We start from the raw sequence: 24,595 nt of genomic DNA on the forward strand, positions 1-24,595 counted from the left end.
TTTGACGGGCCCGGTCACGCAGCGTCGTGACCGGGCCTCGTCGCACCACCCGCACCACACACCATCCGAACATGGCTGAGCGTTCGACCACCACGGCTTCCGAGTACCAGTGTCTACAAAGGAGTGTCCTTGTCGGACGCGGCAAGCGTCACCGTACGCGGTGACTACACCCAGCTGATGAAGTTGATGCGCCAGTCGGGTCTCCTCGAACGGCGCTACGGGTACTACTTCGCCAAGATGACCTTGACCCTGCTGGCTTTCGCGGCGGGCTGGGTGGCGCTCTTCCTCGTCGGTGACTCGTGGTGGCAGCTCCTCGTCGCCGGCTTCCTCGGGTTCATGTTCACCCAGGTCGCGATGATCGGGCACGACGCAGGCCACCGCCAGATCTTCACCTCGCGCAAGCCGAGTTCGGTGATCGGGCTCGTGCTCGGAAACCTGTTCGTCGGGCTGAGCTGGGGCTGGTGGATCGACAAGCACACCAGGCACCACGCGCACCCCAACCAGGAGGAGCTCGACCCCGACATCAGCGTCGAGGTGCTCGTGTTCAGCGAGGAGCAGGCGCACAAGATGCGCCGAAGCTGGATCAGTCAGTTCATCACGCGCTACCAGGCGATCCTGTTCTTCCCGCTGCTCCTGCTCGAGGGCCTGAACCTGCACGTGTCGAGCGTGGAGGCACTGGTGAAGGGCAAGGTCACCAGGGCGAAATGGCTGGAAGTGGTCCTGCTCTCGATCCACCTCGTCACCGTCGTCGGCACCGCGTTCCTGCTGTTGTCGCCGGGTAAGGCGATCGCGTTCCTCGCCGTGCAGCAGGCCGTTTTCGGTTTCTACATGGGGTGTTCATTCGCGCCCAACCACAAGGGCATGCCGATTTTCGCGCGCGAGGAGAAAATCGACTTCCTGCGGCGCCAGGTACTTACCTCGCGCAACATTCGTGGCGGCGTGTTCGCCGACTTCCTGCTCGGTGGGCTGAACTACCAGATCGAGCACCACCTCTTTCCCAGCATGCCGCGGTGCAACCTGAAGCACGCGCAGCACGTCGTTCGCGATTTCTGCCGCGAGCACAGCATTTCGTACTACGAAACAAGTGCGGCCCGCTCGTATTATGAAGTGCTCCAACACCTCCACGAATCGAGCAGGCCGCTCCGGGTGGGTCAGCCCGGCTGACCGCCGATCCGCAGCGTCAGCTCGGCGGCCGCGGCGCGGGCCTGTTCGGCCAGATCCGGCCAGGTCTGCCCGCACACCTCCGGCTCGGTCGGGCAGTGGTGGCGAACCGTCACGCTGATCGCCGCCATCGGCCGCCCGCCGTGGTCGAAGACCGGGTGCGCGACCGAGGCGAACCCCGGCGTGACGTGCCCGTCTTCGACGGCCCAGCCCAGCCTTCGCTCGGCGTTGAGCGTGTACCGGAGCGCGGCGAGCCCCCGCGGCCCCCGTTCGGTGCGGGTGACGAAGGCGGCCGCCGACGGGAACAGCGCGCGGACGTGGGCGGCGGGCAGGTGCGCCAGCATGGCCCGCCCCGACGCGGTGAGATGCGCGGGCAGCCGCACCCCGACGTCGGTGACCAGCGTTTCCGGTCGTGCCGGGCGTTCCTTGATCAGGTAGAGCGACTCGTTGCCGTGCAGCACGCCGAGGTGCGCGGTGTGCCCGGCCCGGTCGACGAGCTTGCGCAGCAACGGCCCGGCGAGGCGTTCCAGCGGGTCGTGGCGCAGGTACGCGGAGCCCAGTTCGAACGCGGCAATGCCGAGGCCGTACCGGCGTTCGGCGGGCAGGTGGACGACGAAACCGGCCGCCTCCAGCTCGCCGAGCAGGTGGTAGGTCGTCGACCGGGGCAGCCCCAGTTCGCGCGCGATCGCGGCGGCGGTCACCGGCCCCGCGCGCCCGGCCAGCGCGCGCAGGATCGCCAATCCCCGTTTCAGCGCGGGCACGTCGGTGCTGGCACCCATCTCGCCTCCTCGCGTCTGGTATCCCAGACATAACCACTCGATCGTCGATGATGCCCGGCCGCGCCCCGATGTCCAATGGGGCCATGCCGGAAACAGTCCTCCTTGGCCACGGGCCACTCGCCCGTGCGCAGGTCGTCGCTGTCGCCAGGGGCGGCGCCACCGTCGCGATCTCCGAGACCGCCGAGAAGAACCTCGGCGCGACCCGTCAGCACATCGAAGCGCTGGCCGAGGCCACCGAGCCCACCTACGGCGTTTCGACCGGGTTCGGCGCGCTCGCCACCCGGCACATCCCCACCGAGAGCCGGACCGCGCTGCAGCGTTCGCTCATCCGGTCGCACGCCGCCGGTGCCGGGCCCGCCGTCGAGCCCGAGGTCGTGCGCGCGCTGATGCTGCTGCGCCTGCGCACGCTGACCACCGGGTACACCGGGGTCCGCCCCGGTACCGCGGCCGCCCTCGCCGCGATGATCAACGCCGGGATCGTGCCGGTCGTGCACGAGTACGGCTCGCTCGGCTGCTCGGGCGACCTCGCCCCGCTCGCCGCCGTCGCACTCGCGCTCATGGGCGAAGGCGAGGTGTTCGACGGCACGGGGCAGCGGGTGCCCGCCGCGGCCGCGCTGCAGGCGGCCGGGATCGAGCCGGTCGTGCTCGCCGAGAAGGAGGGCCTCGCGCTCACCAACGGCACGGACGGGATGCTCGGCATGCTCGTGCTGGCCGCGACCGACCTGAACCGCCTGCTCGACACCGCCGACATCACGGCCGCGATGAGCGTCGAAGCGCTGCTGGGCACCGATCGCGCGTTCGCGGCCGACCTGCAGGCGCTGCGACCGCACCCGGGGCAGGCGCTTTCGGCGAGCCGGCTGTTCGCCGCGCTCGCCGGCTCCGAGATCGTGGAGAGCCATCGCGGTCCCGACTGCACCCGCGTGCAGGACGCGTACTCGCTGCGGTGCGCGCCGCAGGTGCACGGCGCCGCAAGGGACACGCTCACGCACGCCGAACTCGTCGCCGACCGCGAGCTGGTGTCCGCTGTGGACAATCCGGTCGTGCTGTCCGACGGCCGCGTGGAGTCGAACGGCAACTTCCACGGCGCGCCGGTCGCCTACGTGCTCGACTTCCTCGCGATTCCGGTCGCCGACGTCGCCAGCATCGCCGAGCGCCGCACCGACCGCATGCTCGACGTGGCCCGCTCGCACGGGTTGCCCGCGTTCCTCGCCGGCGACCCCGGTGTGGACTCGGGGCACATGATCGCGCAGTACACCCAGGCGGCCGTGGTCAGCGATCTCAAGCGGCTCGCGGCACCCGCGTCGGTCGACTCGATCCCGAGCAGCGCGATGCAGGAGGACCACGTCTCGATGGGCTGGTCCGCCGCGCGCAAGCTCCGCAAGGCCGTCGACGGGCTGACCACGGTGCTCGCCGTCGAGCTGCTCACCGCCGCGCGGGCGCTCGACTTCCGCGCGCCGCTCAAGCCATCGCCGGTCACCGGCGCCGTCCGCGACCTGCTGCGCACGCGGGTCGACGGGCCAGGCCCCGACCGGCATCTCGCACCGGAAATCGCTGCCGCCGAAGAACTCGTCGCGTCGGGCGCCGTCCTCGACGCCGTCAAGAACACTTGGGAGCTTTCATGACTCGCACCGTCCGTGCCGCGAGGGGCACCACGCTCACCGCGAAGAACTGGCAGACCGAAGCCGCGCTGCGGATGTTCCACAACAACCTCGACCCCGAGGTCGCCGAGCGCCCGGAGGACCTGGTCGTCTACGGCGGCACCGGCAAGGCGGCCCGCGACTGGGCGAGCTTCGACGCGATCACCCGCTGTCTGACCACTTTGGACGCCGACGAGACTCTGCTCGTGCAGTCCGGGAAACCGGTCGGCGCGTTCCGCACGCACGAGTGGGCGCCTCGGGTGCTGCTGGCGAACTCGAACCTGGTCGGGGACTGGGCCACCTGGCCGGAGTTCCGCAGGCTCGAACAGCTCGGCCTGACCATGTACGGCCAGATGACCGCGGGCTCCTGGATTTACATTGGTACGCAAGGGATTCTGCAGGGCACCTACGAGACGTTCGCCGCCATCGCCGCGAAACGGTTCGGCGGCACGCTGCGCGGCACGCTCACCGTGACCGCGGGCCTCGGCGGCATGGGTGGCGCGCAGCCCCTCGCGGTGACCATGAACGACGGCGTCGCGCTCGTCATCGAATGCGACGCGAAACGGGCGCACCGCAGGGTGGAGACCCGGTACCTCGACGAGGTCGCCGACGATCTCGACGACGCGATCCGCCGGGTGAGCGCGGCGAAGAAGGAACGGCGCGCGTTGTCGGTCGCGGTGGTCGGCAACGCCGCGGAGATCCTGCCGGAGCTGCTGCGGCGCGAGCTGGACGTCGACATCGTGACCGACCAGACCTCCGCGCACGACCCACTGGCGTACCTGCCGAAGGGGATCGAGGTCGACGACTGGCACGACTACGCGGCGAAGAAGCCCGACGAGTTCACCGACCGCTCCCGCGAGTCGATGGCCGAGCACGTGGACGCCATGCTCGGGTTCAAGGCGCGCGGCGCCGAGGTGTTCGACTACGGCAACTCGTTGCGCGGCGAGGCGAAGCTCGGCGGCTGCGAGAACGCGTTCGACTTCCCCGGTTTCGTGCCCGCCTACATCCGCCCGCTGTTCTGCGAGGGCAACGGCCCGTTCCGCTGGGCGGCGCTGTCCGGTGACCCCGAGGACATCGCCGCGACGGACCGCGCGATGCTGGAGTTGTTCCCGGAGAAGGAATCCCTCGCCCGGTGGATCAAGATGGCCGGTGAGCGCGTCGCGTTCCAGGGACTGCCGTCGCGGATCTGCTGGCTCGGCTACGGCGAACGGCACCTCGCGGGGCTGCGGTTCAACGAGATGGTCGCGAGCGGCGAGCTCAAGGCGCCGGTGGTCATCGGGCGCGACCACCTCGACTCGGGCAGCGTCGCGTCGCCGTACCGCGAGACCGAGGGCATGGCGGACGGTTCCGACGCGATCGCGGACTGGCCGCTGCTCAACGCGCTGGTCAACACCGCGTCCGGGGCGAGCTGGGTGTCCATCCACCACGGCGGCGGGGTCGGCATGGGGCGGTCCATCCACGCCGGACAGGTGTGCGTCGCGGACGGCACCGAGCTGGCCGGGAAGAAGATCGAGCGGGTGCTCACGAACGATCCCGGCATGGGCGTCATCCGCCACGTGGACGCCGGGTACGACCGCGCCGCCGAGGTCGCGGACGAGCGCGGTGTGCGGATTCCCATGCGGGAGGGCGAATGACGGCGTCGGACCTGCTGGCCGAGATCGCCGGTGTCGGCCGCGACGCGAGCCGCGGCGGCTATTCACGCCACGCGTTCGACCGCGCCGAGGACGAGCTGCGCACGTGGTTCGTCGAGCAGGCGACCCGCCGCGGGCTCGACGTCGAGACGGACCGCAACGGCAACATCTGGGCCTGGTGGGGCACTCCCGGCCCGGGCGCGGTGGTCACCGGCAGCCATCTCGACTCGGTACCCGGTGGTGGCGCTTTCGACGGCCCGCTCGGCGTGGTCAGCGCGCTGGACGCGGTGGATATCCTGCGGCGCAAGGGTTTCACGCCGTCGACACCGTTCGCCGTGGTCGTGTTCGCCGAGGAGGAGGGCGGCCGGTTCGGTGTGCCGTGCCTCGGCTCGCGGCTGCTGACCGGTTCGATCGACCCCGACCGCGCGCGTGCGCTGCGCGACCCCGGCGGCGTGACGCTGGCGGAAGCCGCGGCGAAGGCGGGCCACGACCCGGCGCGGTTCGGGCCGGACCCCGAGGCGCTCGGCCGGATCGGCAAGTTCGTCGAGCTGCACGTCGAGCAGGGGCGCGGGCTCATCGACCTCGGCGGGCCGGTGGCGGTCGGCAGCACCGTGATCGAGCACGGGCGCTGGCGGTTTTCCTTCTCCGGACAGGGAAACCACGCCGGTGCGACGGTGCTCGGCGACCGGCACGACCCGATGCTGCCCGCGGCTTCGGTCGTCGCGGCGGCAAGGCGGGTGGCGGGGAAGTTCGACGACGCGCGCGCCACCGTCGGCAGGCTGGTGCCGACCCCGGGCGGCACGAACGTGATCGCGTCCACAGTGGACCTGTGGCTGGACGCGCGGGTGCCTGGCGCCACGCGTGATCTCGTCGACGAGATCGCCGCGGCCGCAACGGAAGCGGCACGCGAAGAAGGCTGCCAGGTCACCGTGACCGAAGAGTCCTATTCGGACACCGTGGTGTTCGACCCTGCCCTGCGCGACGAGATGGACGACGTGCTCGGCGGGGTGCCCGCCCTGCCGACCGGCGCCGGGCACGACGCGGCGATACTGGCCGCGCACGTGCCGACGGGGATGCTCTACGTGCGGAACCCGACCGGGATCAGCCACGCGCCCGAGGAGTTCGCCGAGGTCGCCGACGTGGACCACGGCGCGGTGGCGCTCGCTTCCACCCTGGAGCACTTGTCGACATGACGACATATTGGTGCGAACACGCCTGGCTGCCCGGCGGGGTGGCCGAAGCGGTGCGGATCGAGGTCGGAGGTGCCGGGATCACCTCAGTGACCGCGGGCGCCGAACGCACCGGGACCGTGCTCGACGGGCTGACCCTGCCCGGTTTCGCGAACGCGCACTCGCACGCGTTCCACCGCGCGCTGCGCGGACGCACGCACCACGAGCGCGGGACCTTCTGGACCTGGCGCGAGCGCATGTACTCGCTCGCCGCCCGCCTCGATCCCGACTCGTACTACCGGCTCGCTCGCGGCGTCTACGCGGAGATGGTGCTCGCCGGGTACACCAGCGTCGGCGAGTTCCACTACCTGCACCACGCCCCCGGCGGCACCGCCTACGCGGACCCGAACGAGATGGGCGCCGCGCTCATCAGGGCGGCCGGTGACGCCGGGATCCGGATCACGCTGCTCGACACCTGCTATCTCGCCGGTGGCATCGGGAAAGACCTCGACGAGGTGCAGCACCGGTTTTCCGACGGCACCGCGCGCGGCTGGGCGGATCGCATCGCGGCGCTGGGGGAGTCCGAGCTGGCTCGCGTCGGCGGCGCGGTGCATTCGGTGCGCGCGGTGCCCGCGGAGCAGCTCGCCGATGTCGCGGTCCGCGAGGACCGGCCGCTCCACGTGCACCTGTCCGAGCAGCGGGCCGAGAACGAGCAGTGCCTCGCCGCCTACGGCCTGTCGCCCACGGAGTTGTTGTCCGACAACGGGTTGCTGACCCCCAGGCTGACCGCGGTGCACGCCACCCACCTGACCGGCCACGACATCAGCCTGCTCGGCTACGAGGGCTGCACCGCTTGTTTCTGCCCGACGACCGAACGCGATCTCGGTGACGGGATCGGACCCGCGCGCACGCTCTCGGACAGCGGCGTGAGGCTGTCGCTCGGCAGCGACAGCAACGCCGTCGTCGACGGTTTCGAAGAGGCGCGCGCACTCGAAATGAACGACCGGCTGGCCAGTGAGACGCGGGGCAGGTTCACCGCCAAGGAGTTGCTCGCCGCGGCCACCGCGCACGCGTCGATCGGGTGGCCGGAGGTGGGCAGGATCGAGGCGGGTGCCGCCGCCGACCTGGTCGCCATCGGCCTCGGCTCGGTGCGGACCGCCGGGATCGAGCCGGACGGCGCGCTGCTCGCGGCGTCGGCACCGGATGTGCGCCACGTCGTCGTCGCGGGCCGCGAGATCGTGCGCGACGGCATCCACCAGGGCATCGAGCGACCGGAAACCGTGCTGGCGAAGGAGATCGAGGGGTTATGGCGGTACTGATCACCGGAATCGGCGAGCTGACCACGAACACCGAGGACACCGGCCGGGTCCACGACGCCGCGATCGTGCTCGACGGCGACCGGGTGGTCTGGACCGGGCCCGCGGCGAAGGCGCCGGACGCCGACGAGCGCGTGGACGTCGGCGGTCGCGCGGTGCTGCCGGGCTGGGTGGACAGCCACACGCACCTGGTGTTCGCGGGCGATCGCACCGCCGAGTTCGAAGCGAGGATGGCGGGTGCGCCGTACCGCGCGGGCGGGATCGCGACCACGGTCGACGCGACGCGGGCGGCGACCGACGACGAGCTGGTGGCGAACCTGCGCCGCCACGTCGACGAGGCGTACGCGCAGGGAACAACCTGCCTGGAGACCAAGACCGGGTACGGGTTGACCGTGCCCGACGAGGACCGGTCCGCGCGCATCGCGGCCGAGGTCGTCGACGAGGTGACCTTCCTCGGCGCGCACCTGGTGCCGCCCGGCGCCGACGCGGAGTCCTATGTGGACCTGGTCTGCGGCGGGATGCTCGACGCGGTGGCCGATCGGGTCCGCTGGGTGGACGTGTTCTGCGAGACCGGCGCGTTCGACGAGGTCCAGACCGCGCGCATCCTCGCCGAGGCCACCGCGCGCGGGCTCGGCACGCGCGTGCATGGCAATCAGCTCGGCGAAGGGCCCGGTGTCCGGCTCGCGGTCGAGCACGGTTCGGCCAGTGTGGACCACTGCACCTATCTGTCCGATCCGGACATCGAGGCGCTCGCCGCGTCGGACACCGTGGCGACCGTGCTGCCCGCGTGCGACCTGTCGACGCGGCAGCCGCTCGCGCCCGCGCGGCGCCTGCTGGACGCGGGTGCGACCGTCGCGCTGGCGAGCAACGCGAACCCTGGCAGCTCCTACACCACGTCGATGGCGTTCTGCGTCGCGACCGCGGTGCTCCAAATGGGACTGTCGGTGGACGAGGCCGTCCGCGCGGCGACCCTCGGCGGTGCTCGCGCGCTCCGGCGCGACGACGTCGGTGTGCTGCGAGAAGGCGCGCGGGCGGATTTGCACGTGCTCGACGCGCCTTCGGTGACGCACCTCGCCTACCGCCCCGGAGTGCCGCTCACCTGGGGTGTGTGGCGCCGCGGGCAGCGTCTGTCCTAAATGCCCGAAACGCATTAACGGACTGTTCAGGAAGCCGACACCCGAAGGGGACCGGGTACGCCGACGCCGTGGGTAGCGTTCGAGGCGGCTCGCGTTCCCTACGGAGGTGCACGGTGGATCCGTCCCTGATCGTGGTCGTGGTGATCGTCGCGGCACTGGCGTTCGACTTCACCAACGGCTTCCATGACACCGCGAACGCGATGGCCACTTCCATCGCGACGGGCGCGCTGCGGCCCAAGGTGGCGGTCGCCATCTCCGCAGTGCTGAACCTGGTCGGCGCGTTCCTGTCGGTCGAGGTCGCCAAGACGATCTCCGGCGGGATCGTGGACGACACCAAGGTGACCCCGGTGGTGATCTTCGCCGGGCTGGTCGGCGCGATCGTCTGGAACCTGGTGACCTGGCTGCTCGGACTGCCGTCGAGTTCGTCGCACGCCTTGTTCGGCGGGCTGATCGGCGCCACCTGGATCGCCTCGGGCGCCGACGCGGTGCACTTCGCCAAGGTGGTGGAGAAGGTGCTGATCCCGGCGCTCGCGTCGCCGGTGGTGGCGGGTGTCGTCGCGCTGGTCGCGACCTTCCTGGTGTACCGGATCACCCAGTCCGCGCGGCGGGACGTGGTCGGGAAGACGTTCAAGACCGGGCAGGCGCTGTCCGCCTCGCTGGTTTCGCTCGCGCACGGCACGAACGACGCGCAGAAGACGATGGGCGTGATCACGCTCGCGCTCATCTCGTCCGGCTCGCTCGCCGCCGGATCGGGCCCGCCGCTGTGGGTGGTGCTCGCCGCGGGCGCCGCGATCGCGCTCGGCACCTACCTCGGTGGCTGGCGCATCATCCGGACGATGGGCAAGAAGCTCACCGAAATCCAGACGCCGCAAGGGTTCGCGGCCGAAACGAGCGCGGCCGCGGTGATCCTCGCGTCCTCGCACCTCGGATTCGCGCTGTCCACGACGCACGTGTGCTCCGGCGGCATCCTCGGCTCGGGGATGGGCCGCAAGCTCGCCGAGGTCCGCTGGGGCGTCGCGGGCAAGATGGTGATCGCGTGGGCGCTCACGCTGCCCGCGGCGGCGATCGTCGGCGCAATCGCCGCACAGGTCTCGACCAGTGGCAGCATCGGCACGGTGCTGGTCGGCATCGCCGGGGTCGGCATCGCGCTGGCGATCTACCTGGTCTCGCGCCGCAATCCGGTCACCGCGAAGTCGGTCAACGAAGCCGGCGAGCCGGCGCCGTCCGCTCCGGTCACGGTCTGAGGGGGCCGGCATGCACATCGAATGGGGCGCGCTCGGCACGGTGTTCGTGGTCGCGATCGCCGTCGTCGCGGTGCTGACTTCGCTGTTCGCGGTCGGCGTGCGCGGGTTGTCGCAGCGGGCGGTGGCACGGGAAGGCGGCGCTTCGGGGACGTCCGGGATGGCTGTTGCGGTCGCGTGCTTCGCGGTGTGCGCTGGCATCGTCGGCTACGGGATCTACCTGATCGTCGCCTAGGCACCGCCCCGGCGCTACGAGAGATCCAGTTCCACGCCCAACTCGGAGGCGGCGGCTTCGGCCGAGGCGCGCGTGTCCTCGGGTAAATCCTTCAGCGCGGCGACGAACTTTTCCCGCCGCACCGGGGAAACGTGGGAGATCAGGTCGAACACCGACTCCCAGTGACCCGAGTCAGCCGCGGCCCCGACGACCCCGCCGAACCGCGACGACGGCAGCAGCCGGACGACGTGGTCGATGCGCGCCTTGTCGTCCAGCACGAACGCGACCTCCAGCAGCGCGGCGTCGCCGAGCACTTCGAGGCAGGCGGAAATCGCGCTGTCGCGGAGATGGCCGACGAACCGCCCGATGGTGATCCAGTCCTCCCTGCCGGCCAGCTCGCGGGCCACCGACACCACGACCGGCGTGGGGATCCCGGAGATGATCTCGTTGGCGCGCCGGGGATCGAGGTCGACCGCGACATCGGCGAGGAACCGGGTGGACAGCCGTTTGGCGACGTCGACACCGCGAGCCGGGTCGACGAGCCCCGCGATCCGCGCGCACAGCAGCGGCCCGAACGTGCGCTCCGCGATCTTCGCGACGACGGGCGCCGGGATGAGCCTGCTGGCCGCGGCCATGCGCCGCAGGGTGGGGAGGTTCGCGTCGAACAGGACGTCGGTCACCCGCGCCCGCAGCAGGCGCAGGTCGTCGACGGGAACCGCCGCAAGGGAGTCGAGCCGGGACGGCGGGACGCCCAGCACCCGTGCGAGCTTCAGGATCTCCCCGCGCGCGTCGAGATCGGCCTTCACAGTCCGACGGCCTTCCTCACCGCGCCTCGCAGCAAGGCGGGGACGTACTTGAGGCCGTCTTCGCCCGCCTTCGCGAGCGCCGCGCCCTGCGCGCGCCTGGCGTCGCCGATGAGATCGGCGAGTGCCTGCTGATCGGGTCCCGGCAGGGCGCGCACGCCCGCCGGGGGATCGCCGCCGAGCTGTTCGCCGAGCGTGCGCCGTTGCCGCTCCACCATGAGCACCTCCTACCCGGTTCGGTCGATCATGCCTCATCCCCGGCTGACGAGCCCGGGTTTACCGTGCGGACATGACCATCGAGATCGAAACTTCGACCATCGCCGTCCAGGGCCTGGGGGCGTACCTCGCCAGGCCGAAGGGTGGCTCGACGGGCGGGATGCTGCTGCTGCCGATGATCACCGGGATCGGCGCGCAGGTCCGCGAGTTCGCCGAGTCCGTCGCCGAGGCCGGGCTGACCGCGCTCACCTGGGACCCGTGGCACGGCGTCAGCTCCGACGACACGCCGATCGAGCAGCTGGTGGAGAAGATGAACCAGCTCGACGACGAGACGGTGCTCGCCGAGCAGAAGACGCTGCTCGACCACCTTCTCGGTGAGCTCGGCTGCGAGAAGGCCGGGGTCGTCGGCTGGTGCCTCGGCGGGCGGTTCGCGCTGATCCTCGGCGGGCGGGACGACCGGCTCGCGAACGTCATCGGCTACCACCCGACCGTGCCGCTGCCGCCGAGGCCGAACCACAAGGTGGACGCCATCGAGCACACCGCGCGCATCGCCGCCCCGGTCCTCGTGCTGTACCCGGGGCAGGACTCGATCGTGCCGAGGGAGAGCTTCGACGCGTTGCAGAAGGCGTTGCAGGGTCGCGAGTCCGGGCCGAGCCTCATCCACCTCTACCCGCGGGCCGAGCACGGTTTCAGCGATCGGGCGCACCAGGAGGCCCAGGTCAACAAGGACGCGTTCGCGATCTCGTGGCCGCAGGCGCTCGCGTTCGCCACCGCCACCACGAGCTGAACGGTTGACTTTCGTCGATGGTGCCGCGCTCGGGCGGGCTTGTAGCGTCTGAACGCGTGTGGAAGACCGGGTGGAAGGCGCTTTGGCGAAGCCGGGCCGTGGTGCTCGACGTCGCCATCTGGCTGTTCCTGTGCGGGATGGTGTTCGAGGAGCACCCGGGTGTCCTCACCCTGGTGCTGGGGCTGCTCGCGGTCACCGTCTCGGTGGGCACGGCGCGCTGGTCGCCGCTGGTCTCACTGGTCGTGGCGGCGATCACCAGCGTGGACACGCTCTTCAACTTCGCCAGCCGCGTGCCGGCGTGGCCCATCGGCCTGATGGTGGTGATGTGCTGCTTCGCGGGCAGGCGGATGCCGAGGGCCCGCGAGGCGCTCATCGCGTTCGCCGCGGTCGGGCTGGCCGGGGTGCCGGTGTCGTTCGCGGTCAACGACACCGAGATGGCCGACTGGGGCGCGATGGCCGCGGTGCTGCTGTTCGCCGGGCTGCTGCCGTGGCAGGTCGGCCGGTACCTCCGGCTGCGCGAGGACCTGGTCCGCACGGGCTGGCAGCGCGCGGAGGACCTGGAGAACCAGCAGCGCATCGTGGCCGACCAGGCGCGGCTGCGCGAGCGCGCGCGGATCGCCAGCGACATGCACGACTCGCTCGGCCACGAGCTGGCGCTGATCGCGGTGCGCGCGGCCGCGCTCGAGGTCGCGGGCGGACTGGGGGAGAGCCAGCAGCACGAGGCAGCCGAACTGCGCAAGAGCGCCGCGGTGGCGACCGACCGGCTGCGCCAGATCATCGGGGTGCTGCGGGAGGACCCGGCGCCGACCGAGCCCGTCGACGACAGCGTCTCCGAGGTGGTCGAGCGGGCGAAGCGGTCCGGCATGCTGATCGACTCCGAAGTGGACGAATCGCGGTCCGATCCGGACATGGTCGGCCGCGCGGTGCACCGGGTGGTCCAAGAAGGACTGACGAACGTCGCCAAGCACGCCCCCGGCGCGGTGGTGACGGTGCGGGTGCGCAGGTCCGAGAGCGAGACCACGGTGCTGGTGCGCAACGCGAAGCCGCCGGCGGGACCGTTGCCCGGTGTGGCGTCGGGGAAGCAGGGCTTGCTCGGCCTCGCGGAGCGGGTGCGGCTGGTCGGCGGCACGCTGCGGGCGGAGCCGTGCGAAGGCGACGGGTTCGAGGTGTTCGCCACGCTGCCGCTCGACGGTTCACCGTCCGAATCGGACACCGCGGACGCCGGGATGCGGTCCGAATCCGCCCGCGCCCATCATGCCGCGCGGCGGCAGGTGCGGCGCAGCCTGATCGCCGCGATCGTGGTCCCGCCCGCGATCATGTGCTGCCTGCTCGGCATCGTCGGGCTGATCTTCCTGGTCGACTACAACAGGTCGCAGCTTGGCAAGGACTCCTTCGCGGGCCTCAAAATCGGCGAGACGCGGCAGGAGATGTCCGCCGTCCTGCCGGACCGCCAGACCGACACCCATCCGGCCGATCCGCTGCACCCGCCGCCGCCCCGCTCGGACTGCGAGTACTACGGCGTCGGCGGCAGCGTGTTCGACCTGCGGACCGAGGTGCACCGGCTGTGCTTCCTCGATGGCAGGCTGGCGGCCAAGGACGTGCTCAAGATCGTGCGGAAGGATTGACGTGATTCGCGTACTGCTCGCCGACGACGAGGCGATGATCCGGGCCGGGGTCGCCGCGATCCTGTCCGCGGACCCCGGGATCGAGGTGGTCGCGCAGGCCGAGGACGGCAGGGACGCCGTCGAGCAGGTGCGCCGGACCAGACCCGACGTCGCGTTGCTGGACATCAGGATGCCGCACCTCGACGGCCTCGAAGCGGGCGCGGAGATCCGCAGGCTGGTACCGGAGACCGCGGTGATCATCCTGACCACGTTCGGCGAGGACGCCTACATCGCGAGGGCGCTCGGCGACGGCGCGAGCGGGTTCCTCCTCAAGTCGGGCGACCCGCGCGAGCTGATGGCGGCGGTGCGGGCGGTCGCCGGCGGCGCCGCCTTCCTTTCGCCCAAGATCGCGCAGCGCGTGATCGAACAGCTGCCGAGCGACCGGCTCGCGCGCACCGCGGCCGCGCGCGAGCGGATCACCGCGCTCACCGACCGCGAGCGGGAGGTGCTCGCACTTGTCGGCTCCGGACTGTCCAATGCGGACATCGCGGGCAGGCTGTTCGTGGTGGAGGGGACCGTGAAGGCCTACGTCAGCTCGATCCTGTCCAGATTGGACGCGAAGAACAGGGTGCAGGCCGCCATCATCGCCTACGAGGCCGGTCTGGTGACGGGGTGACGATCGCGGGCGGGCGCCACCGCGCGGGCACGGAAAGCCTGCGGGTGTGCCCGCGCGAGGGCATCAGCCGGATGAGCTGGTTCCGCGCGGCGACGGCGAGCGGGTTGGCCAGGAGCACGGCTTGTCCCGCCCTCGTCGAGAGGCGGACGAGTTCCTGGGTGCGCGGCCTGCGTTCCGCGTCGTAGCGCGCGAGCGCCTCGGGCACTGGACGGCGCGAAAGCAGTGAGGCGAGCACGGTCGCGTCCTCGATGGCCTGACAGCCGCCCTGCGCGAGGAACGGCAGCATGGCGTGGGCCGCGTCGCCGATCAGCGCGACCTTCCCGGTGGCGTAACTGGCCAACGGTGTGCGCAGGTGGACGAGGTCGTTGTGCAGGATGCGCTCGGGCGGCGTCCGGCCGATCAGGTCGAGCACGTCGGGCGGCCAGCCGTCGAAACGCTTCAGCAGGAACGCTTTCGGGTCCTCGTAGGTGATGTCCGCGGCCGCGCGCAGGGACGCGTACCAGTAGAGCCGGTCGCCTGCCAGCGGCAGCGTGCCGAACTCGGTGCCGGGGCCGACGACCGTCGACACGCCGCCGCCGGGCACGGCGTCGAGCACCGCGCGAAACGCCGTGCTGCCACCGTGGACGGGCCCCGGGTGCGCTGGCCAGAGCGCCTTCCGGACGGCGCTGTGCACACCGTCCGCGCCGATCACGAGATCGGCCTCGGCCTCGCCGCCCGTCCAGCGGACGGTGCCGTCGCCGGTGACCCCGGTGACCTCGATTCCGGTGTGGACGGTGCCTTCGGGCAACGCGCTGAGCACCGCGCCGAGCAGATCGGCCCGGTGCACCCCGGCCAGTGGCTTGCCCAGCGCGCCGAGGAGTTCGCGGTTGTCCCAGTGCACGAGTACGCGGCCGCGCCGGTCGCGCAGGGTGCCGGAGCCCGGCGGGGGCAGCAGCGGGGTGATCCGCTCGCCTGCGCCCAGTTCGTCGAGTGCGTGCAGGGCGTTGGGCCAGAGCCCGATGCCCGCGCCGACGCTGCCCAGCCGCTCGGCCCGTTCCAGCACGCGGACCTCCCAGCCCGCTTCGCGCAGCCCGATCGCGGTGCACAGACCGCCGATCCCGGCGCCGATCACGATCGCCTTGGTCCCCATCGCGTCCCCCCGTCTCTACGCCCGTAGAGGCTACTCTACTTCTGTAGAGGATGGGTTACGCTGATCAGGTGGGCACGGGTGATCGGGTGGCGCGGATCGGTGACGCCGCGATCGAGGTCCTCGCGGAGGAGGGGATGCGCGGGCTCACCCACCGCGCCGTGGATAGGGCAGCCGAGCTGCCGCCGGGGTCCACTTCGTACTACGCGCGCACGCGCGCGGCGCTGCTGGAACTCGCGGTCACCAGGATGGTCGAACTCGACGAGACGGCCGTGCTCCCCGCGGCCCCGCACGGCCCGGACGAGGCCGCCGCCTACGTCGCCAGGTTCGTGCACGCGCTGGTTTCGAGCGGGCCGCGGATGATCGCCCGTTACGAGTTCGCGCTCGAAGCGACCCGGCGGCCGGAGGTGCGGGAGATCTACCAGCGCGCCGCGCTGGAATTCCGGCGGCGCTGCGCCGAAGTGCTGGCCGCGGTGGGCTCACCCGATCCCGGCAGGCACACGCGCATGGTCATCGCGTGGTGCGAGGGCCTGATCTTCGACACCGTGGCCGGTGCGGGGTCGGGCGAGCCGCCGTCGTTCGACGAACTGCTCGCCGACACCCGTGAGCTGCTGCGGGGCATGCTGGGCTGAGCCGCGGTGCGAGGCCGCGCGGCGCCGGTGCGCGCGTGCGGGCACAATGCCGCCATGACCACCGCAGGCACTCCCGCCGGTCAGCGCCGGGTCAGCCCGCTCGACCTCGCCATGCTCGCGCTCGCGCTCGTTTCCGTCGGCCTGCTCGTGTTCGTGACGTTCTTCCCGCACTCCGACGAGACCGCGCACGTGGTCTTCCTCGTCGACACGGCGATCTGCGGGGTGTTCCTGCTGGAGTTCCTGTACCGCTGGCGGCGCCACGGGTGGGAGAAGAAGTTCCCGCTGCGCAACTGGTACGAGGTGCTCGGGATGATCCCGATCGCGCATCCCGCGCTGCGCGGGTTCCGGCTGCTGCGGGTGATCGTGGTGCTCCTCCGGCTCGCGCGCACCGCGGACCGCGCGTTCGGCGAGCGGTTCACCCAGCGGCTCGTCGAGCGGCTTTCGCGGCCGATCGTGCTGGCCATCAAGAAACCGATCACGATCGCGGTGCTGGACGAGGTCGTGAAGGTGGTGGAAACCGGGAACTACCCGCAGAACCTGGCACGCTCCCTTTCGGACAACCACGACCTGCTGCGGGCGGTCGTCACGGAAAAGCTTCGAAACGACCCGCAGACCGGGCGGCTCGCGAAGCTGCCGTTCCACGACAAGATCGTGAAGTCCGTTGTGGACACGGTGATGCGGGTGACGCTGGAGGTGCTCGCCGACCCGCGGGTCGACGACTTCTTCGCGCACGTGGTGAAGGAGAACCGGGAGCAGATCCGGCAGGCCGTCGAGCTGGGCCTGAACGAACGCGACGACGAGGACCTCATCGCGCAACTCCCTACGCGTCCGCAACACCGGGGCTGAACTTTCACGCCCCGAAGGTGACCTTCGGGGACTGGGGCGCCCCGAAGGTCACCTTCAGGGCGGTCAGCGGCCGCGTCTGGGTTCGGCGGCGAAGGGGTCTTCCGGCCAGCGGTGCTTCGGGTAGCGGCCGCGCAGTTCGGCGCGTACGGCGGGGTAACCGTTGCGCCAGAAGGATTCCAGATCCGAGGTGACCGCGGCCGGGCGACCGGCGGGGGAGAGCAGGTGCAGCACGACCGGCACTCCGGCCACCTCGGGGGTGCGCAGCCAGCCGAAGGTCTCCTGCAGCTTCACCGCCAGCACGGGCGGGCTGACCGTGTAGTCGACCGCGATCTTCGAGCCGGACGGCACTTCGAGCCGTTCCGGTGCGAGCTCGTCCAGCTTGGCCGCTTCCGGCCACGGCAGCAGCCTGCGCAACGCGGAGGCCGTGTCGATCCGGCGGAGATCGGCCTTGCGCCGCGCCCGGGACAGCTCCGGTTCGAGCCAGTCACCGGCGCGGTCGACCAGCGCCGCGTCGTCCATCGCCTGCCACGGCGCGCCGATCGCGTCGTGGAGGAACGCCAGCCGTTCTCGCAGGCGGCGCGCGCCGGTGGACCAGTCCAGCAGGCTCGGGCCTTCTTCGCGGAGCCCGCTCAGCAGCGCCTCTCGCACCAGCGCGGGATCGGGGTCGGTGATCGGGCGTTCGGCGAGCACGATCGCTCCGAGCCTGCGCACCGCCCTCGCCACCACGTCACCCGACCACACCACTTCCTCCGCAGTGGACACCAGGCTGGGCGCGGCGCGCACCGCGAGCTCCTCGTCGGCGCGCGCGGCCAGCCGGATGATCCCGTTCTTCCGGCCGGGGTCGCGCGTCGCTTCGGCGACCGCCAGCCATTCGGTGTCACCCAGCCCGCTGCCCGGGGGCAGCTCCGCCGCGGTGCCGCCGGCCATCAGGTACGCCCGCGACCCGGCGGCGCGCCTGCGCGCGAGCCGTTCGGGATGTGCCAGCGCGACGACGAGCGCCGCGTCCTGGCTTCCCTTCCCGCCGTCGACCAGCTTTTCCAGCCGCGCGACCTCGCGGCGCCAGCGCTTCGCGCCGTCGTCAGAGGAGTTCCGCAGCTTGCGCAGTTCGGCGTCCACGTCGGCGCCGCTGCCGCCCGCATCGAGCAGTGCGACCACCTCGGCGGCGCACCGGGGCCCGACCGCCGCCGCGCCGTCCAGCAGCGCCCTGGCCAGCCGCGGGTGCAGGCCGAGCGCGGCCATCGCCACGCCGCGCGCGGTCGCGGTGCCCTCGGCCGTGGTGGCGCCCAGCGTCCGGAGCAGGTCGCGGCCCGCGGCGAACGGGCCCTCCGGCGGTTCGTCCCACCAGGACAGTCCCGCACCGTCCGGAGTGGACCAGCACGCCAGTTCGAGTGCCAGCCTGGACAACTCGGCGACGCGGATCTCCGGCTCCGGGTATGCGGGCAGCACCGCCTGCTCGTGGCGTGGCCAGCACCGGTAGGCGCGGCCGGGCGCCTCCCGGCCCGCACGGCCCGCGCGCTGATCGGCGACCGCCGCCGAAACGCGCACGGTGGCCAGGCCGGGCAGGCCGCGCCGGTGGTCGACGCGCGGCACCCTCGACCGGCCGGAATCGACCACCGCGCGCACACCGGGCACGGTGAGGCTCGATTCGGCGACCGCGGTGGCGAGGACCACGCGCCGTCGCCCGCCCGGTTTCAGCGCCGCGTCCTGGCGCGCGGAGGTGAGTCTTCCGTGCAGCGGCAGCACGTCCACATCGGACAGATCGGCGAGCAGTGCCGACGCCCGTGCGATTTCCCCCGCACCGGGCAGGAACGCCAGCACATCACCGTCGACTTCGGACAGTGCGATGCGGACGACCCTCGCCACCGTCGCCTCCAGGCGTTCGTCCCGCAGCGGCGCGTGGTAGCCGAGGCCGACGTCGTAGGTCTTCGCGGTGGCGGTGATCACCGGTGCCGAGCCGAGCAGCGCCGCCAGCTTCCCGGACGCCACGGTCGCCGAGGTGGCCAGCAGCCGCAGGTCGTCCCGCAGCCCGGCTCGCACGTCCAGCAGCAGCGCCAGCAGGAGATCGGCGTCGAGGTGCCGCTCGTGGCACTCGTCGAGCAGCACCGCCGACACACCCGGCAGCTCGGGCTCGCCCTGCACGCGGCGCACCAGCAGCCCCGAGGTGACCACCTCGATCCGCGTCCGCTTCGACACCTTCCGATCGCCGCGCACCGAATAGCCGACGGTTTCCCCGACCGGCTCGCCGAGCAGCGCGGCCATCCGCGCCGCCGCCGCCCGGGCCGCGAGCCTGCGCGGCTCGGCCACCACGATCCGGCCCGCCGCCCCCTCGGCGAGCGCCAGCGGCACCATGGTCGTCTTCCCGGTGCCCGGCGGTGCCACGAGCACCGCGGTGCCGTGCCGCGCCATCGCGTCGGCCAGTTCCGGCAGCACGGCCCGCACCGGCAGGTCGGGCAACGCGAGCGAGGTCATCTTTCGGTGACCCCCGGTGGCGCCGGGAGCGGGTAGCCGGACGCGCCGATGGTGCGCTGCAAGGACTTCAGCCACTCGCCGTCGCCGATCATCTGCCGGATCGCGTCGCCGACCGCGGTGACGGTCTTCGCGTCGCCCTTGCGCAGCCCGACGCCGTACCGCTCGGTGGAGAACGCCTTGCCGACCACCCGCAGCAGCTCCGGGTTCTGCGCCACGTAGCCGGCGAGGATCACCGCGTCCGTGGTCACCGCGTCGACCTGCCCTGCCAGCAGCGCGGTCACGCAGTCGGGGTACCGCGGGTATTCGACGAGCCGCACGGCCTGCGCGAACCGGTCCCGCACCTGCTCGGCAGGCGTCGAACCCGCGACCGAGCACAGCCGCTTGTCGTTGAGCGAGTCCGGGCCGGTGATATCCGCCGACGAGCGCCGCACCAGCAGGTCCTGCCCGGTGGTGAAGTACGGGCCGGCGAAGGCCACCCGCTCCTTGCGCTTGGCGGTGATCGAGTAGGCCGCCACCACCATGTCCACGGTGCCGGAGGTGAGGTCGGTCTCCCTCGTCGCCGACGTCGTCTCACGCCAGGTGATGCCATCCGGCCCGACCCCGAGCGCGTTCGCCACGTACTTCGCCACTTCCACGTCGAACCCGGCGTACCGGCCGTCGACCGTCCGCTCGGAAAGACCCGGCTGGTCGAAGCGGATTCCGATGGTGAGCTTCCCGGTCTTCCCCGCCCTGTCCACCAGCGGGTCCGACGGCGAGGTGCCTGCCCCCGAGCACGCGGCGAGGACCGCGACCAGCGCCAGCACGAGGAGCCGTCGCGCACCGCGCACGTCCGCCTCCCTCATGCGTTCACGCTTTTCTCAGGGTCACTCGTTAGCCTAGGTGCGTGCTACGACCGTCCCCAACCGTGCTGGACGTCGTCGGGACGGTGGTCAGGCTCGGCCTGGCCGCGGTCTGGCTCGCCTACGGCACGGCCAAGTTCCTCGACCCCGGGCAGACGCATGTCGCGGTCCAGGCCTACGACATCCTGCCCAACGGGCTCGTCGGCCTGGTCGCCACCGCGATGCCGCTGCTCGAGATCATCGTCGGCCTCGCGCTGCTCTTCGGGGTGCTGACCCGCTGGGCCGCGATCGTGTCGGGGCTCATGCTGCTGGCGTTCATCGGCGCCATCGCGCAGGCATGGGCGCGCGGGCTGACCATCGACTGCGGGTGCTTCAGCGGCGGCGGCCAGGTCGCCGCGGACCAGACCGAGTACCCGTGGGAGATCCTGCGGGACATCGGGTACCTGACGCTGGCGGTCTGGCTGACCGTGCGCCCGCGCACCCGGTTTTCGACCGACGGCTGGCTCGGCCGGGGACGCGGGAACTCCGGGCTCCCCGTGCACGACTACTCCGGTGAACCAGAAGGGACCTGAACCAGTGGGTGGAGCGGAACGGACCGCGCGCAAGCAACGTCAGCAGAAGGCGGCGCGGCGCGCGGTCGCGCAGGCACGGGGCGGCGACGCGAACAAGAAGATGATCGTCGCCGTGATCGGCATCGTGGTGCTCGCCGCGGTCGTGATCGGCGGGGTGCTGTGGACCAACTCCTCGAAGAACACCACGGCGGGCCAGGACGTCACCCCGCAGACCGACCGGGTGGTCGGCGGCCAGGTGGTGGAGAAGCGCGATGGTGCCGTGGTGCTGGTCGGCAAGCCGGGGGTGAAGCAGGTCGTCGACGTCTACGCCGATTTCCTCTGCCCCGCGTGCGGCCAGTTCCAGGAGCTGTACGGCAAGAAGATCGAGGACAAGGTCAACAACGGGGAACTCGGCGTCCGCTACCACATGGTGCCGTTCCTGAACAAGAACTCGGACCCGCCGGGCTACTCGCTCGAATCGGCGAACGCCGCACTGGTGGCGGCCGATTTCGGCAAGTTCACGCCGTTCCACGACAGCCTCTTCAAGGACCAGCCCGAGGAGGGCAAGCGCGGGTACGACAAGGCGCAGCTGATCAAGCTCGGCCAGGGGCTCGGCATCACCGACCCGAAGTTCGCCGAGGGCGTCAACGGCGGGAGCTACGAGAAGCAGCTCATCGACGACTTCTCGAAGACCGTGAACGACCCGAACTTCAAGGGCACCCCGACCGTCGTCTACAACGGCGCGCGCGTCGAATACGGCGATCCCGGCTGGCTGGACAAGATGCTCGGCGCCGGCAAGGGCTGAGCTGCCGGTTTTCACCACTCTGGGTGCCGAAGGTGGTTTAGTCTGAACCCGGGGTGCTCGTGGGGAACCGGTGGGTAGCCGGATGCGTCGCACCCTCGGTGTCACGAGGGAGGTCCAGGTGGACGGCACAGGTGGGTTCCACGTCGGCGACGACGCGTACGGCAGCTACGCCAGGGCGATCGACCCGCTCGGCGACGAGGTCCGCGGGGCAGCGGGCAAGCACCTCGCGCCGCATTCGTCGATCGGCGGCGACGGGTTCGGCGAGATCGGTGACGAGTCGGGCCTGCACGAGGCGTACTCGTCCAGGATGCGGGGCCTGCAGGAGCGGATCCAGCAGGCCGGCGGCAACTGGCACGGCATGGCCGACGCGTCACGGCGCACGCAGGGCAACTACGAGGTGGTCGAGGACGAGCACGGTCGCGTGCTGAAGACCCTCCGGCAGGACCTCGGATGACGGCGCACGCCACGGCCATGCACGCGCTGGCCGGTCACGCCGTCCAGGCGCAGGACAAGGTGCGGCACAACCCGGCCGGGCTCAACGACGCCTCGCACGGTCTGTACCAGACGAACTCGGCGATGGACGGTGCCCAGCAGACCGCCGCGCACCAGCGCCAGAACCTCGCGGACAACAGCGGCGGCAAGACCACGGACCGGGCCACCGGTGCGTCCTCGGACCTCGAGAAGTCGCTCGGCCAGATCAAGGGCGAGGCCACCGAGATCCAGTCCGCGGTGGAGAAGGCGACCGAGGCGCTCAAGGTCGCGGAGAACACGAACCAGCAGAAGCTGGACGAGTTCGTGCGCGAGGCCACCCAGATCATGCGGACCGCGGCGTCGCTCAAGGCCTCCGGCAACGAAGCGGGCGCCCAGCAGCTGCTGTGCAGCGAACTGCCCGCGCTCGGCCAGCGCCTCAACATCAACGTCAACCAGAACATGACCGAGGTCAACGCCGCGCTCACGGGTATCGCGCGCGGCCTCTCCGGCGGCGGGTCGACCAAGCCGTCCTCGTCGGGCGGGTCCGCCCCGCCGAAGTCGTTCAACCGGGGCGGCGGTGGCGGCCGGGGTTCCGGCGGCGGCGGTGGCGGCGGTGGGTCGAAGCCGCGGCTGCCCGTCGCGATCCCGCCGCAGCCCGGTGCCGGCGTCGACGTGAACCTGCCGAACGGGCACACCGTCAAGGCGCCGAACGAGACCGCGGCCAAGGCCGTGCGGGCCGCGATGTCCCAGCTCGGCGTGCCCTACGTGTGGGGCGGCACCGCGCGCGGCAAGGGCCTCGACTGCAGCGGCCTGACCATGACCTCCTACGGCGAAGCCGGGCTCACGCTGCCGCGCACCGCGCGCACCCAGACCGTCGGCGCGGAGGTGCCGTCGATCGACCAGCTGCTGCCGGGGGACCTGGTCGTGTGGTCGGGGCACGTGGCGATGGTCGTCGGCGACGGCCAGATGATCGAAGCGGGCGACCCGGTGCAGATCTCGAAGATCCGCACCACCAACGCCGGGCAGCAGTTCATCGGGTTCTACCGCCCGACGGGCTGAGCCGCCCCGGCGTCGTGACGATCTTGGGATAGCCTGCGAGCAGGCAAAATGGGGAGGTTCGCAGGTGGCGGAAATCGACTTCGACCGGGAGGTTTCCCGGATGTCGGAGCAGGTCGAACGTGCCGAGGGCGCGACGGCCGCGCAGATCGCGAAGGTCGGCAAGGTGACCGGGGCCGCGGAGGCACCCGATGGGGTGATCCGCGTCGAGGTCAGCCCCGGCGGCCTGCTGACCAGGCTCGAACTGAGCGCGCTCGCCCTCCGCGGCGGTTCCGACGCGCTGGCGGCGCAGATCATGCACCTCGCGGACCGGGCGACCCGCCGCGCCGGTGACCGGATGTTCAAAACGCTGTCGCCGGTGGTCGGCCAAGGCGGCGAGCGGCACCTGCGCTCGCTCGGCTACGAGCCGCTGCCCGACGACGAGGACGACCCGTCGTTCCGCGGCTACGGTGGAAGGTGACCGGGATGGACCAGGTCCCGCTCCGCAAGACCACGCAGGAGCTGATCGCCGAGGCCGACGCCCAGCAGGAAGCGTTCGCCCAGGTCGGCGCCATCATGGCGAAGGCGTCCGGCACCGCGCACGACGCCGACGGCACCGTCGAGGTCACCGTCGACGCCAAGGGCAAGCTCCGCAACCTGTGGCTCGCGCCGACGGCCGTCAACTGGGGCCCCGTGCGGCTCGCCGAGCTGATCCTCGAGGTCACCCAGGTCGCCATGCGTGAAGCCACCCAGGACAGCTACAACAAGGTCGCGCTGCTCCTGGGCGAGGACCTCACCTACGCCATCGAACAGCTCTCCGGCCTCCCCGCACCCGCGCGGGCCGAGAACGACGACCCCGGCATGACCGTCGAAGAGTTCCAGCACCAGCGCGAACTCCGCCTACGCTCCACCCAGCGTGGCACCTCGTCACCGTCCGTGTCCAGCGCCCCCGAGGACGACGACTGGGAAAGCTTCGACCCCGCCACCCTGCGCTCGGACCGCTGAACGGACACCCCGGGTTCGAACCCGGGGCGGACGTCAGGTATGGTTTTCCTACACGCGGTGCGGAGTTCACCTCACACCGCGAACTGAATACGGGGCTATGGCGCAGCTGGTAGCGCACCTCACTGGCAGTGAGGGGGTCAGGGGTTCGAGTCCCCTTAGCTCCACCCGAGTTGTGTTCGCAGGCTGTTGCCTGCTCCCGGTGTCCCGTTTTCTTGTGGGGGCCGAGCCCCCACGCCCCGCGGTGCGGGCTTTTTGTTTTGGCGGGCGCTGGGCGCGTTGGGTTTGGACCAGCAGTCGGGTTGGTTCTGGTGCTGGCACGTTCGGCCTACTTGAGTTGTGTTCGCGGGCTGTTGCCTGCTCCCGGTGTCCCGTTTTCTTGTGGGGGCCGAGCCCCCACGCCCCGCGGTGCGGGCTTTTTGTTTTGGCGGGCGCTGGGCGCGTTGTGG

General features: G+C 71.4%; 25 protein-coding genes and 1 tRNA gene. 20 read left to right on the plus strand and 6 right to left on the minus strand.

Annotation, left to right across the window (positions count from 1 at the left end):
* The first annotated feature begins 123 nt into the window (after nucleotides 1-123).
* Nucleotides 124-1,164 carry a fatty acid desaturase family protein gene (locus ABD256_RS36820; protein ID WP_425546584.1) on the plus strand — a complete coding sequence of 347 codons (1,041 nt, stop codon included), beginning with the start codon at nucleotides 124-126 and terminating at the stop codon, nucleotides 1,162-1,164.
* Here the strand turns inward: ABD256_RS36820 and ABD256_RS36825 are convergent.
* On the minus strand, nucleotides 1,152-1,940 hold the full coding sequence (locus tag ABD256_RS36825; RefSeq protein WP_344429706.1) for an IclR family transcriptional regulator: 789 nt from the start codon (nucleotides 1,938-1,940) through the stop codon (nucleotides 1,152-1,154). The two genes, ABD256_RS36820 and ABD256_RS36825, sit on opposite strands and share 13 nt — an antisense overlap.
* An 83-nt stretch (nucleotides 1,941-2,023) precedes the next feature.
* On the opposite strand from ABD256_RS36825, the gene hutH reads away from it, so the two are divergent.
* The 7 genes from hutH (at nucleotide 2,024) to ABD256_RS36860 (ending at nucleotide 10,305) form a co-directional block, all read left to right on the plus strand.
* Entirely contained in the window at nucleotides 2,024-3,562 is a 1,539-nt protein-coding gene (gene hutH / locus ABD256_RS36830; protein ID WP_344429708.1) for a histidine ammonia-lyase, read from the plus strand.
* Complete coding sequence (gene hutU / locus ABD256_RS36835) at nucleotides 3,559-5,211, plus strand: urocanate hydratase (protein WP_344429710.1); 1,653 nt, start codon at nucleotides 3,559-3,561, stop codon at nucleotides 5,209-5,211. Before hutH ends, hutU begins: the two co-directional genes overlap by 4 nt.
* Nucleotides 5,208-6,401, plus strand: a complete 1,194-nt coding sequence (locus ABD256_RS36840) for an allantoate amidohydrolase (RefSeq protein ID WP_344429712.1) — start codon at nucleotides 5,208-5,210, stop codon at nucleotides 6,399-6,401. The genes hutU and ABD256_RS36840 overlap by 4 nt, the downstream gene beginning before the upstream one ends.
* Nucleotides 6,398-7,696 (plus strand): formimidoylglutamate deiminase, encoded by a 1,299-nt coding sequence (locus ABD256_RS36845; protein ID WP_344429713.1) that lies wholly within the window; start codon nucleotides 6,398-6,400, stop codon nucleotides 7,694-7,696. The genes ABD256_RS36840 and ABD256_RS36845 overlap by 4 nt, the downstream gene beginning before the upstream one ends.
* Nucleotides 7,684-8,829, plus strand: coding sequence for an imidazolonepropionase (gene hutI, locus ABD256_RS36850; protein WP_344429715.1), 1,146 nt, complete (start codon nucleotides 7,684-7,686; stop codon nucleotides 8,827-8,829). The genes ABD256_RS36845 and hutI overlap by 13 nt, the downstream gene beginning before the upstream one ends.
* Before the next feature lie 113 nt (nucleotides 8,830-8,942).
* A complete protein-coding gene (locus tag ABD256_RS36855; protein ID WP_344429717.1) occupies nucleotides 8,943-10,073 on the plus strand; it encodes an inorganic phosphate transporter in 1,131 nt (376 codons plus the stop codon).
* Between the two features lie 10 nt (nucleotides 10,074-10,083).
* Nucleotides 10,084-10,305 (plus strand): hypothetical protein, encoded by a 222-nt coding sequence (locus ABD256_RS36860; protein ID WP_344429719.1) that lies wholly within the window; start codon nucleotides 10,084-10,086, stop codon nucleotides 10,303-10,305.
* A 14-nt stretch (nucleotides 10,306-10,319) separates the two neighbouring features.
* Here the strand turns inward: ABD256_RS36860 and ABD256_RS36865 are convergent, their stop codons facing one another.
* Together ABD256_RS36865 and ABD256_RS36870 are read right to left on the minus strand one after the other, a co-directional pair.
* Nucleotides 10,320-11,090 carry a hypothetical protein gene (locus tag ABD256_RS36865; RefSeq protein WP_344429721.1) on the minus strand — a complete coding sequence of 257 codons (771 nt, stop codon included), beginning with the start codon at nucleotides 11,088-11,090 and terminating at the stop codon, nucleotides 10,320-10,322.
* Nucleotides 11,087-11,305: a hypothetical protein gene (locus ABD256_RS36870; RefSeq protein WP_344429723.1), complete on the minus strand. Its 219-nt coding sequence runs from the start codon at nucleotides 11,303-11,305 to the stop codon at nucleotides 11,087-11,089. The genes ABD256_RS36865 and ABD256_RS36870 overlap by 4 nt, the downstream gene beginning before the upstream one ends.
* 71 nt (nucleotides 11,306-11,376) lie before the next feature.
* Between ABD256_RS36870 and ABD256_RS36875 the strand changes: the two genes are divergently transcribed.
* The 3 genes from ABD256_RS36875 to ABD256_RS36885 are packed head-to-tail and all read left to right on the plus strand — an operon-like array spanning nucleotide 11,377 to nucleotide 14,370.
* Nucleotides 11,377-12,090 (plus strand): dienelactone hydrolase family protein, encoded by a 714-nt coding sequence (locus ABD256_RS36875; protein ID WP_344429725.1) that lies wholly within the window; start codon nucleotides 11,377-11,379, stop codon nucleotides 12,088-12,090.
* 56 nt (nucleotides 12,091-12,146) lie between these two features.
* Complete coding sequence (locus ABD256_RS36880) at nucleotides 12,147-13,715, plus strand: sensor histidine kinase (protein WP_344429727.1); 1,569 nt, start codon at nucleotides 12,147-12,149, stop codon at nucleotides 13,713-13,715.
* 1 nt (nucleotide 13,716) lies between these two features.
* Nucleotides 13,717-14,370, plus strand: coding sequence for a response regulator transcription factor (locus ABD256_RS36885; protein ID WP_344429729.1), 654 nt, complete (start codon nucleotides 13,717-13,719; stop codon nucleotides 14,368-14,370).
* On the opposite strand, the gene ABD256_RS36890 is transcribed toward ABD256_RS36885, so the two are convergent.
* Nucleotides 14,336-15,499 carry an FAD-dependent monooxygenase gene (locus ABD256_RS36890; protein WP_344429731.1) on the minus strand — a complete coding sequence of 388 codons (1,164 nt, stop codon included), beginning with the start codon at nucleotides 15,497-15,499 and terminating at the stop codon, nucleotides 14,336-14,338. The two genes, ABD256_RS36885 and ABD256_RS36890, sit on opposite strands and share 35 nt — an antisense overlap.
* Nucleotides 15,500-15,567: 68 nt before the next feature.
* Between ABD256_RS36890 and ABD256_RS36895 the strand changes: the two genes are divergently transcribed.
* Both ABD256_RS36895 and ABD256_RS36900 read left to right on the plus strand, forming a co-directional pair.
* A complete protein-coding gene (locus ABD256_RS36895) occupies nucleotides 15,568-16,128 on the plus strand; it encodes a TetR/AcrR family transcriptional regulator (protein ID WP_344429733.1) in 561 nt (186 codons plus the stop codon).
* 54 nt (nucleotides 16,129-16,182) lie between these two features.
* Nucleotides 16,183-16,974, plus strand: a complete 792-nt coding sequence (locus tag ABD256_RS36900) for an ion transporter (RefSeq protein ID WP_344429735.1) — start codon at nucleotides 16,183-16,185, stop codon at nucleotides 16,972-16,974.
* A 63-nt stretch (nucleotides 16,975-17,037) separates the two neighbouring features.
* Here the strand turns inward: ABD256_RS36900 and hrpB are convergent, their stop codons facing one another.
* Together hrpB and ABD256_RS36910 are read right to left on the minus strand one after the other, a co-directional pair.
* Nucleotides 17,038-19,443, minus strand: a complete 2,406-nt coding sequence (gene hrpB / locus ABD256_RS36905) for an ATP-dependent helicase HrpB (RefSeq protein WP_344429736.1) — start codon at nucleotides 19,441-19,443, stop codon at nucleotides 17,038-17,040.
* On the minus strand, nucleotides 19,440-20,285 hold the full coding sequence (locus tag ABD256_RS36910; protein WP_344429738.1) for a glutamate ABC transporter substrate-binding protein: 846 nt from the start codon (nucleotides 20,283-20,285) through the stop codon (nucleotides 19,440-19,442). Before ABD256_RS36910 ends, hrpB begins: the two co-directional genes overlap by 4 nt.
* Nucleotides 20,286-20,347: 62 nt before the next feature.
* On the opposite strand from ABD256_RS36910, the gene ABD256_RS36915 reads away from it, so the two are divergent.
* The 7 genes from ABD256_RS36915 (at nucleotide 20,348) to ABD256_RS36945 (ending at nucleotide 24,313) form a co-directional block, all read left to right on the plus strand.
* Nucleotides 20,348-20,854: a MauE/DoxX family redox-associated membrane protein gene (locus ABD256_RS36915; RefSeq protein ID WP_344429740.1), complete on the plus strand. Its 507-nt coding sequence runs from the start codon at nucleotides 20,348-20,350 to the stop codon at nucleotides 20,852-20,854.
* A gap of 4 nt (nucleotides 20,855-20,858) precedes the next feature.
* Nucleotides 20,859-21,638, plus strand: coding sequence for a DsbA family protein (locus ABD256_RS36920; protein ID WP_344429741.1), 780 nt, complete (start codon nucleotides 20,859-20,861; stop codon nucleotides 21,636-21,638).
* Nucleotides 21,639-21,756: 118 nt separating this feature from the next.
* Nucleotides 21,757-22,092, plus strand: a complete 336-nt coding sequence (locus ABD256_RS36925) for a hypothetical protein (protein ID WP_344429743.1) — start codon at nucleotides 21,757-21,759, stop codon at nucleotides 22,090-22,092.
* Nucleotides 22,089-23,168, plus strand: coding sequence for a C40 family peptidase (locus ABD256_RS36930; protein WP_344429745.1), 1,080 nt, complete (start codon nucleotides 22,089-22,091; stop codon nucleotides 23,166-23,168). The genes ABD256_RS36925 and ABD256_RS36930 overlap by 4 nt, the downstream gene beginning before the upstream one ends.
* 64 nt (nucleotides 23,169-23,232) lie before the next feature.
* Complete coding sequence (locus tag ABD256_RS36935; RefSeq protein WP_344429747.1) at nucleotides 23,233-23,625, plus strand: YbaB/EbfC family DNA-binding protein; 393 nt, start codon at nucleotides 23,233-23,235, stop codon at nucleotides 23,623-23,625.
* Nucleotides 23,626-23,630: 5 nt separating this feature from the next.
* Nucleotides 23,631-24,149 carry a YbaB/EbfC family nucleoid-associated protein gene (locus ABD256_RS36940; RefSeq protein WP_344429749.1) on the plus strand — a complete coding sequence of 173 codons (519 nt, stop codon included), beginning with the start codon at nucleotides 23,631-23,633 and terminating at the stop codon, nucleotides 24,147-24,149.
* Nucleotides 24,150-24,240: 91 nt separating this feature from the next.
* Nucleotides 24,241-24,313, plus strand: a tRNA-Ala gene (locus tag ABD256_RS36945).
* Nucleotides 24,314-24,595: the final 282 nt, after the last annotated feature.

The sequence above is a fragment of the Amycolatopsis minnesotensis genome, from assembly GCF_039529815.1.
Classification (GTDB): Bacteria; Actinomycetota; Actinomycetes; order Mycobacteriales; family Pseudonocardiaceae; genus Amycolatopsis; species Amycolatopsis minnesotensis.

Coding starts and splice junctions, on each gene's coding strand:
- ABD256_RS36825 (WP_344429706.1), bottom strand. CDS start 1,940: ATGGGTGCCAGCACCGACGTGCCCGCGCTGAAACGGGGATTGGCGATC.
- hutH (WP_344429708.1), top strand. CDS start 2,024: ATGCCGGAAACAGTCCTCCTTGGCCACGGGCCACTCGCCCGTGCGCAG.
- hutU (WP_344429710.1), top strand. CDS start 3,559: ATGACTCGCACCGTCCGTGCCGCGAGGGGCACCACGCTCACCGCGAAG.
- ABD256_RS36840 (WP_344429712.1), top strand. CDS start 5,208: ATGACGGCGTCGGACCTGCTGGCCGAGATCGCCGGTGTCGGCCGCGAC.
- ABD256_RS36845 (WP_344429713.1), top strand. CDS start 6,398: ATGACGACATATTGGTGCGAACACGCCTGGCTGCCCGGCGGGGTGGCC.
- hutI (WP_344429715.1), top strand. CDS start 7,684: ATGGCGGTACTGATCACCGGAATCGGCGAGCTGACCACGAACACCGAG.
- ABD256_RS36860 (WP_344429719.1), top strand. CDS start 10,084: ATGCACATCGAATGGGGCGCGCTCGGCACGGTGTTCGTGGTCGCGATC.
- ABD256_RS36870 (WP_344429723.1), bottom strand. CDS start 11,305: ATGGTGGAGCGGCAACGGCGCACGCTCGGCGAACAGCTCGGCGGCGAT.
- ABD256_RS36875 (WP_344429725.1), top strand. CDS start 11,377: ATGACCATCGAGATCGAAACTTCGACCATCGCCGTCCAGGGCCTGGGG.
- ABD256_RS36890 (WP_344429731.1), bottom strand. CDS start 15,499: ATGGGGACCAAGGCGATCGTGATCGGCGCCGGGATCGGCGGTCTGTGC.
- ABD256_RS36900 (WP_344429735.1), top strand. CDS start 16,183: ATGACCACCGCAGGCACTCCCGCCGGTCAGCGCCGGGTCAGCCCGCTC.
- hrpB (WP_344429736.1), bottom strand. CDS start 19,443: ATGACCTCGCTCGCGTTGCCCGACCTGCCGGTGCGGGCCGTGCTGCCG.
- ABD256_RS36910 (WP_344429738.1), bottom strand. CDS start 20,285: ATGAGGGAGGCGGACGTGCGCGGTGCGCGACGGCTCCTCGTGCTGGCG.
- ABD256_RS36930 (WP_344429745.1), top strand. CDS start 22,089: ATGACGGCGCACGCCACGGCCATGCACGCGCTGGCCGGTCACGCCGTC.
- ABD256_RS36940 (WP_344429749.1), top strand. CDS start 23,631: ATGGACCAGGTCCCGCTCCGCAAGACCACGCAGGAGCTGATCGCCGAG.